The following is an 8,227-nucleotide window of genomic DNA, read 5'->3' as shown; positions in this document are numbered from 1 at the left end:
CCAGACCCCTCACCCGCCGGGGAGAGGGTGCCCCCTCTCCCCGGACCCCTCTGGGGGATATTTCACCCGCGTTGAAACCTTGGGCTTGGGGGCATGGGCAGGATGGCTTAGGGTTGGGGCATGAGATTTGTGCTGATCTGCCTTTGCCTTTCGGCCTGCGTGGCGCGGCCCGTGGTGGACTGGCCGCCGGGGGCTCCGCCTGCGACGCCGGGGCTTTTGCCCTTGCAAGGGCTGATCCCGGATCCGGTTCCGGCTGATCCGGGGCCGGGCGTGGCGGCGCGCGGGGCGGCGCTGCGGGATTGGGCTGCCAGCGGGCGGTGAGGCCCGCGCGAAGGCCCGCGTTGCAGGGCGCGCGCGAAACGGCTAACAGGCTTTGCAAACACAGCACGAGGTGAGCGCCATGACCCAATCCCTTCCCCCCCTTCGTCTCGGGATCGCGGGCCTTGGCACCGTCGGGCGCGGCGTGGTGCGCATCGTGCAGACCCATGGGGCGCTGATCGCGGCCCGGGCCGGGCGCCGCGTGGAAATCGTGGCGGTCTCGGCCCGGTCGCAGAAGGATCGCGGCATCGACCTCTCGGCCTATGCTTTCGAGGCGGACCCGGTGGCCCTGGCCCAGCGCCCGGATATCGACGTCTTCGTCGAGGTCATGGGCGGGCATGAGGGGGCGGCGAAGGCCGCCACCGAGGCGGCCATCGCTTCGGGCAAGGATGTGGTGACGGCCAACAAGGCGCTTTTGGCCCATCACGGCCAGGCCCTGGCGCTCGCCGCCGAGGCCAAGGGCCGGGTGATCCGCTTTGAGGCCGCCGTGGCGGGCGGCATCCCGGTGATCAAGGCCCTGACCGAGGGGCTTGCGGGCAATGCCATGAAGCGCGTCATGGGCGTGATGAACGGCACCTGCAACTATATCCTCACGCGGATGGAGGCGACCGGCCAGGGCTATAACGTCCTCTTCGACGAATGCGCCAAGCTTGGGTATCTCGAGGCCGATCCGAACCTGGACGTGGGCGGGATCGACGCGGGGCACAAGCTGTCCTTGCTCTCCTCCATCGCCTTTGGCACCCAGGTGGCCTTTGACGCGGTGGAGTTGCAGGGCATCCAGAACATCCTTCTGGACGATATCCGCATGGCGAAAGACCTCGGCTACCGAATCAAGCTTCTGGGCGTGACGCAGATGACGGGCCGGGGGCTGGAGCAGCGGATGACGCCTTGCCTTGTCCCCGCCGACAGCCCGCTTGGGCAGCTGCAGGGCGGCACGAACATGGTGGTGCTGGAGGGCGACAGCGTCGGCCAGATCGTCATGCGCGGCCCCGGCGCCGGAGAGGGTCCGACGGCCAGCGCCGTGATGGGCGACGTGATCGACCTGGCCCGGGGCACGCGGGTTTCGACCTTTGGCCAGCCGGCCTCGACCCTGACCAAGGCGATCCCGGCCAAGGCCCAGGCGCCCTCGGCCTGGTATCTGCGAATGACTTTGCTGGACAAGCCCGGCGCACTCGCCAAGATCGCCACTTGCCTCGGCGAGGCGGGGGTCTCCATCGACCAGATGCGCCAGAACGGCCACGAGGGCATCCATGCCCCGGTGCTGATCGTCACGCACAAGGCCGCGCCCGCTGATATCGCCGATGCGGTGGCCCGCTTTGCCGGGACGGGGGTCCTGGTGGGCGAGCCGGTGGCCCTGCGCATCGAAGAGGTCTGAGATGGGGGTCCACCTCGTCTTCGACCTCCTCTCGGTGGTCGTGGCGGGGGTAGGAACCTTCCTCTGGACGCGTGCCGAACCAGGGCCAAGCCGTCCTGGCCCCGGATCAGGTCCGGGGGGGCCGGGACCTCGACCCGGTGAGGCCAATCTTGGTCGCGAGGCACCGACCGCCCCCCTGGAAGCCCGCCTCGGCCCGGTGGGGCGCGAAGGCTACCTCACCGCGCTCTCCTTGGGCATCCTGCTTGGGTCTTACATCCTCGGCACCGCCATCCTCTGGCTCTCGGGCGTGCCCGCCATCGGCCGCTCGATCCTGGGTGCGCTGACCGGAGGCATCATCGCCGTCGAGACCTACAAGCGCCTGAATGGCATCAAGGGCTCGACCGGGGGCCTCTTCGTGCCCACCTTCTGCCTTCTGGTGATCGTGGGCCGCATCGGCTGCGCGCTTTCGGGGCTGGAGGACAACACCTACGGCATCCCGACCACCCTGCCCTGGGGCGTGGATTTCGGCGATGGCATCCCCCGCCACCCCGTCGCCGCCTATGAGAGCCTGGCGATGCTGGCCTTCCTCCTCGCGGCCCTGGCCTGGCGGAAAACACCGCTTTTCGCCGCCCATGGCTTCCACCTGATGGTGGGCTTCTACGCGGCCCAGCGCTTCGGGCTGGAGTTCCTGAAACCCTATGCGGGCATCCTTGGCCCGATGAACCTTTTCCACATGACCTGCGCCGGGCTTTTGGCATATGCTTTGGTCATGGTGAGAAAATGACCCGAAAGATTGCCAATTACCTTTTCCTCGGCCAGACCGTCTCGCTCTGTGCGGACTGCCTGGCCCCCGTGCCCGCCAAGATCATCGAAGAGGACGGCGCGGTCTTTTACCTGAAACGCTGCCGGAGCCATGGCGTGCAAAAGGTCAAGGTCTCCTCCGACCCCGCCTATTGGCTCGCGCAAGAGACTTGGGTCAAACCCTCCGACCGCCCCCAGCACTTCGCCACCCGGATCGAAGAGGGCTGCCCCTATGACTGCGGCCTCTGCCCCGACCATGAGCAGCACTCTTGCCTCGCCATCCTCGAGGTCAACGAGACCTGCAACCTGACATGTCCGGTCTGCTTCGCGGGATCCTCGCCCCTGGCCCAGGGCCAAAAGACCCTGGCCGAATGCGAGGCGCTCTTGGACATGCTGGTCCAGGCGGAGGGCGAGCCCGACCTGCTGCAAATCTCGGGCGGCGAGCCGACCCTGCACCCCCAGATCATCGACATCCTCCGGGCCGCCAAGGCGCGCCCGATCCGCCATGTCATGCTGAACACCAATGGGCTGCGGATCGCCAAGGACCCGGCCTTTGTCGCCGAACTCGCCACCCTGAAGCCCGGCTTCGAGGTCTATCTGCAATTCGACAGCCTGCGCGCGGAAGCCCTGAAGCAGCTCCGAGGCGCCGACCTGACCCGCATCCGCCAGCAGGCGCTCCAGGCGCTGGAGACGGCGGGCATCTCCACCACCCTCGTCGTCACCGTCAAGCAAGGCGTCAACGACGACGAGGTGGGCGCCATCATCGACCATGCGCTGACATGGGGATGCGTGAGGGGCGTCACCTTCCAGCCGATCCAGGATGCCGGCCGCAACGAGGGCTTCGATGCCGCAAAAGACCGCATCACCCTCTCGGACATCCGCGCCAGCATCATCTCCCACGGGGTCTTTGCCGCGCAAGACATGATCCCCCTGCCCTGCAACCCTTCCTCGATCTGCGTGGGCTACGGCCTGCGGTCGGGTGCCAAGGTCGCCCCGATCACCGGCCTTTTGCCCAAGGACCTGCTCCTCTCCGAACTCCCCAACTCCGTCACCTTCGAACGCCACCCCGGCCTGCGAGAGCGCATCTTCGACTTCTTCTCGCTGACCAATGTGGATCAGGTCGTCCCCGAGCGGCTGGAAACGCTCTTCTGCTGCTTCCCCGGCATCGAGGCGCCCTCCGAGGTCGGCTACAAAGACCTCTTCCGCGTGGCGATTTCCGAGTTCCTCGACCCCCACAACTTCTGCCTCTCCCGCGTCAAACGCTCCTGCGTGCATTTCCTGACGCCCGAGGGCATCATCCCCTTCGACACCTACAACCTCTTCTACCGCGACGAGGAGGCCCGCTCCCGCCGCGCCGCCTCCTTGGTCGCAAAAAGGGCCATGGCATGAAGGACCTCCTGCGCATCCTCGCCTTCCTCTTTGCCCTGATCCTTTGCGGCGTGGCGCTCTTGACCGGGGGCTGCTCCATCCTCTTTACCCCCGCCCTCTTTCAAAGCGGGGAATTCGCAGGCCCCGACCTCCTGCCGATCTGGGCCACGGGCCTTGGCATCGCCGCCGTCTGCATCACCATCGCGGTCCTGATCTTTCGCAGGCTCTCGCGCCCGGCCCTGCCCTCTGCCGCGACCTTTGCGGGCGAAGAGACCAAGGACGAGACAAAGTCGCCGTGACCGACCTTCGCCGCCGCCTCGCCCTGCGCCTTCTCGCTCTTGCTGTCTTCGCAGGCGCCCTGATTGCGGCCATAGCCGGTATTGTCTACGCGCTGCTTGGGGCGGGGTCTTTTGACGCTGAGAGCCTCACCCTGGGCGCCCTTGCTCTTGGCCTTTCGGGTGTGCTGGACTGGCTTGGCCTCACCCTGTGGCGCAAAGCCCGCAAATCCAGCCCGCCGCCCGGTCCCGACACCTTCCGTTAGCGCAACCAGACTTGCCGCCCGGGGCTGCCAAGGCTACCCGGGGTCAAAGCCCAAAGGAGCCCGCCATGCCCGAAATCACCCCCACCAAAGCCGAATTCCAGGACCGCCTTCTGTCGCTCGGCCTCGCCCGCGTGTCGGAGGCCGCGGCCGTCGCCTCCGCCTCCCTCATTGGGCGCGGAGATGAAAAGGCCGCCGACCAGGCCGCCGTCAACGCGATGCGCGAACAGCTGAACCTCCTGGACATCGCGGGCACCGTGGTCATCGGCGAGGGCGAGCGCGACGAGGCGCCCATGCTCTACATCGGCGAGGAGGTCGGCACCGGCAAAGGCCCCGCCGTGGATATCGCGCTCGACCCGCTGGAGGGCACGACCCTGACCGCCAAGGACATGCCCAATGCGCTCACCGTCATCGCCATGGCCCCGCGCGGCACGCTTCTGCATGCCCCCGACGTCTATATGGACAAGCTCGCCATCGGCCCGGGCTTCAAGCCCGGCACCGTGACCTTCGCCATGACCCCGTCGGAGCGCATCTCGGCCCTTGCCGCGGCCAAGGGCGTCTCGACCGCAGACATCACGGCTTGCGTCCTGGACCGCCCGCGCCACGAAGAGCTGATCGCCGAAATCCGCTCGACAGGCGCCGCGATCCGGCTGATCACCGATGGCGACGTGGCGGGCGCCATGCATTGCGCGGAACCCGATGTGACCGGGATCGACATCTACATGGGCTCAGGCGGGGCGCCGGAAGGGGTGCTGGCAGCGGCGGCGCTGAAATGCATGGGCGGGCAGTTCTACGGCAAGCTCGTGTTCCGCAACGAGGATGAGAAGGCCCGCGCCCGCAAGGCCAGGATCACCAATTTCGACCGCGTCTATACCCGTGACGACCTGGTGCAATCGGACGTGATCTTTGCCGCGACCGGCGTGACCTCGGGCTCTCTCCTGGCGGGGATCAAGCGCGAACCGGGCCACCTGACGCTGGAAACCCTGCTGATGCGCTCGAAAACCGGCTCGGTCCGCCGCGTGACCTATCGCACCCCGGTGAAATAAGCCGCAAGCCCCGGGGTTTACCCCGGGCTACGCGGCTGACAAAAAGCGCGCCCCGTCCAAGGGCGCGCTTTTTGTTGCGCCCCCCCAGCACCAGGACCGCCCCCCTTACCTTTCATACTTGCACAAATATCCCACGGGAGGGTCCGGGAGGGTGTGAAACCCTCCCGGGCGATCCGCCAAGAAATCCCGTTGCAGAAGACCGCCCTTTCCGGCATGCCCTTGCCCCATGGATGCCTTCCTCAACGTCACGAACTCGATCTTGAACCGGCGCTGGATCGGCCCTGACGCCGCCTCCCGCCGCCTGGCCGAGGCCATGGCGCAGGTGACGCGCCTGCCCCTGCCCCTCTGCGCCACCCTGACCGCGCGCGGCGTCACGGCCGAGGAGGCGCCGCTCTTCCTGACCCCGGCACTCCGCGACCTCCTGCCCGATCCCATGACCCTGCGCGACATGGGCCTTGCCGCCGACCGCCTGATCCATGCGGTCAAATCCCGCCAGCGCATCGCGATCTTCGCGGATTACGACGTGGACGGCGGCTCTTCGGCAGCCCTGCTGATCCTTTGGCTGCGGCATTTCGGCCTGACCCCCACGCTTTATATCCCCGACCGCATCGACGAGGGCTATGGGCCGAATATCCCCGCCATGACTGCCCTTGGTGCGGCCCATGACCTGGTGATCTGCGTCGATTGCGGCACGCTCTCGCATGCGCCCGTGGCCGCTGCCTCATGCGACGTGGTCATCCTGGATCACCACCTCGCCGCCGAGACCCTGCCTGCCGCGCTGGCCGTGGTGAATCCCAACCGCCAGGACGAGGACGGCCGGCTTGCCCATCTTTGTGCGGCCTCCGTCGTCTTCCTCTTGCTGGTCGAGATGAACCGGCGGCTCAAGGGCGCCCAGGCGCTGCCCGACCTCATGGGGCTTCTGGACCTGGTGGCCCTGGCCACCGTGGCCGATGTGGCGCCGCTGGTGGGCGTCAACCGGGCCTTCGTGCGCCAGGGGCTGAAGGTCATGGCCCGGCGCGAGCGCATCGGGCTCAGGGCGCTTTCGGACATCGCCCGGCTGGACCAGGCGCCCTCGCCCTATGCCCTGGGCTTCGTCCTTGGCCCCCGGATCAACGCGGGCGGGCGGATCGGCCAGGCCGACCTTGGCGCCCGGCTTCTTGCGACCGACAGCCTGACCGAGGCCACGAGCCTCGCCCAAAGGCTCGATGCCCTGAACTCCGAGCGCCGCGAGATCGAGGCCCAGGTCCGCGAAGCGGCCCTCGCCCAGGTCGACAGCCATGCGACCCAGGCCCTGGCCTGGGCGGCCGAAGACGGCTGGCATCCCGGCGTCGTGGGCATCGTGGCCGCCCGGGTCAAGGAGGCCACGCACAAGCCCTCGGTCATCATCGGCTTTGACGGCGATATCGGCAAGGGCTCGGCCCGGTCGGTCTCGGGCGTGGACCTGGGTGCGGCGATCCAGAGGCTGGCCGCAGAGGGTCTGATCGAGAAGGGCGGCGGCCACAGGATGGCGGCGGGCCTGACGCTGACCCGCGCGCAACTGATCCCGGCGATGGAGCGGCTGGATGCGCTCTTGGCCCGCCAGGGCGCCGGAAACGAGGGGCCGGGCGATCTGCCCATCACGGCGCTTCTGATGCCCTCGGCCGCCACGCCCGAGCTGATCGCCGAGATCGACCAGGCCGGACCTTTCGGCGCCCAGGCCCCCGCACCGCGCTTTGCCTTTGCGGCGCAACGCATCGTGGCGCGGCGGATCGGCGACAAGCACCTGAAGCTGAGCTTCGGCGACTCTGAGGGCGCGCGGATCGAGGCCATGGCCTTCAACGCTTTCGACACGCCCCTGGGCGCGGCGCTGGAATTTCCCGGTCACCAGCCCTTTCACCTGGCCGGGCGGCTTGAACTGAACCACTGGAACGGCAAGAGCAAACCCCAACTGCGCCTCGACGACGCGGCCCCCGCCTGAGGGCGCCGCCCGAGCCCCTGCCCGCAGACCCTGCTCAGTGACCCTGCTCGGTGACCTGCTTCGGTGGCCCGTCTAAGGTGAACCGTCTTCGGTGAACCGTCTTCGGTGGCCCTGCCGACTGCACAGCCGCGCCCCGCAGCCAAGCGCGGCCCCGCCGACTTGCCCCCGGTTGCCGCCCAAAGCGCCCCGGGGACCGGGGCCGGATCATGACGAAAGGCCGCGTCTGGAGGGGCCCGCATCCAGACGCATCCCGGTCGAGACCCAGTCCGCGCGGGTCGAAAAATATCCACGCAAAACCGGGCAATACCTCTTGCACCCCCGCGCAACCCCCGCTAAACACCGCCCCACCAGACAGCGTGGCCCGTTCGTCTATCGGTTAGGACACCTGGTTTTCAACCAGGTAAGAGGGGTTCGACTCCCCTACGGGCTGCCATCCAACCTTTGTAAATTGTTGATTTTACTCAATAATCGGCAAGGTCGAAAATCTCTACCCACAATCTACCCATGACAGAATGACCCTTGAAAGCGGCCCTTCGGGCGCTGCGACAGGCTGGAAACGATCACGCGAACGTGATCTTTTGTCCTACACATAAGTCGAACCGGGGGGGAATTATGCCGTCAAACGCTTTGGGTAAGTTCGAAACTACAATGATGAAGGACGTAAACCGCATCATTGAAAGTCATACCACTTTGGCAGGCGGGGCACCCGGAAAGAAGGGACTAGGTTCAGGACTCATTGAGTTTCAGAGCCAGAAGATGACAGTTGCGGCGAGTGCGATGGCCGAGAGGTAGACCTTGGGACATCTGTCGTAGCGGGTTGCGATCCTGCGCCAGTCCTTGAGGCG

At 67.1% G+C, this 8,227-nt stretch carries 8 protein-coding genes, 1 tRNA gene and 1 pseudogene; 9 read left to right on the top strand and 1 reads right to left on the bottom strand.

The genetic code is table 11. The features are described from left to right. Window positions 1-120: 120 nt before the first annotated feature. The 9 genes from GV832_RS21225 (at window position 121) to GV832_RS21185 (ending at window position 7,815) form a co-directional block, all read left to right on the top strand. Window positions 121-321 (top strand): hypothetical protein, encoded by a 201-nt coding sequence (locus tag GV832_RS21225; protein ID WP_168776870.1) that lies wholly within the window; start codon window positions 121-123, stop codon window positions 319-321. Between the two features lie 79 nt (window positions 322-400). Continuing rightward, window positions 401-1,693 carry a homoserine dehydrogenase gene (locus GV832_RS21220; RefSeq protein ID WP_168776869.1) on the top strand — a complete coding sequence of 431 codons (1,293 nt, stop codon included), beginning with the start codon at window positions 401-403 and terminating at the stop codon, window positions 1,691-1,693. Window position 1,694: 1 nt separating this feature from the next. Further along, window positions 1,695-2,456, top strand: coding sequence for a prolipoprotein diacylglyceryl transferase family protein (locus tag GV832_RS21215; RefSeq protein WP_168776868.1), 762 nt, complete (start codon window positions 1,695-1,697; stop codon window positions 2,454-2,456). Continuing rightward, a complete protein-coding gene (locus GV832_RS21210) occupies window positions 2,453-3,862 on the top strand; it encodes a radical SAM protein (RefSeq protein ID WP_168776867.1) in 1,410 nt (469 codons plus the stop codon). Before GV832_RS21215 ends, GV832_RS21210 begins: the two co-directional genes overlap by 4 nt. Then, entirely contained in the window at window positions 3,859-4,140 is a 282-nt protein-coding gene (locus GV832_RS21205; protein ID WP_168776866.1) for a hypothetical protein, read from the top strand. Before GV832_RS21210 ends, GV832_RS21205 begins: the two co-directional genes overlap by 4 nt. Then, window positions 4,137-4,382 carry a hypothetical protein gene (locus GV832_RS21200; protein WP_168776865.1) on the top strand — a complete coding sequence of 82 codons (246 nt, stop codon included), beginning with the start codon at window positions 4,137-4,139 and terminating at the stop codon, window positions 4,380-4,382. The genes GV832_RS21205 and GV832_RS21200 overlap by 4 nt, the downstream gene beginning before the upstream one ends. Window positions 4,383-4,447: 65 nt before the next feature. Then, complete coding sequence (gene glpX / locus GV832_RS21195; protein ID WP_168776864.1) at window positions 4,448-5,425, top strand: class II fructose-bisphosphatase; 978 nt, start codon at window positions 4,448-4,450, stop codon at window positions 5,423-5,425. A 226-nt stretch (window positions 5,426-5,651) separates the two neighbouring features. Further along, the gene (gene recJ, locus GV832_RS21190) at window positions 5,652-7,382 is read left to right on the top strand and encodes a single-stranded-DNA-specific exonuclease RecJ (protein WP_168776863.1); all 1,731 of its coding nucleotides are present in this window, start codon (window positions 5,652-5,654) and stop codon (window positions 7,380-7,382) included. A gap of 358 nt (window positions 7,383-7,740) precedes the next feature. Next, window positions 7,741-7,815, top strand: a tRNA-Glu gene (locus GV832_RS21185). A gap of 310 nt (window positions 7,816-8,125) precedes the next feature. On the opposite strand, the pseudogene GV832_RS21180 reads toward GV832_RS21185, so the two are convergent. Continuing rightward, window positions 8,126-8,227: pseudogene (locus GV832_RS21180) on the bottom strand (IS5/IS1182 family transposase); the annotation flags it as partial.

It is taken from the genome of Stagnihabitans tardus (genome assembly GCF_009925085.1).
GTDB lineage: Bacteria > Pseudomonadota > Alphaproteobacteria > Rhodobacterales > Rhodobacteraceae > Stagnihabitans > Stagnihabitans tardus.
Note: the sequence above shows the minus strand (reverse complement) of the source record. Positions and strands in the feature narration are given on the sequence as shown.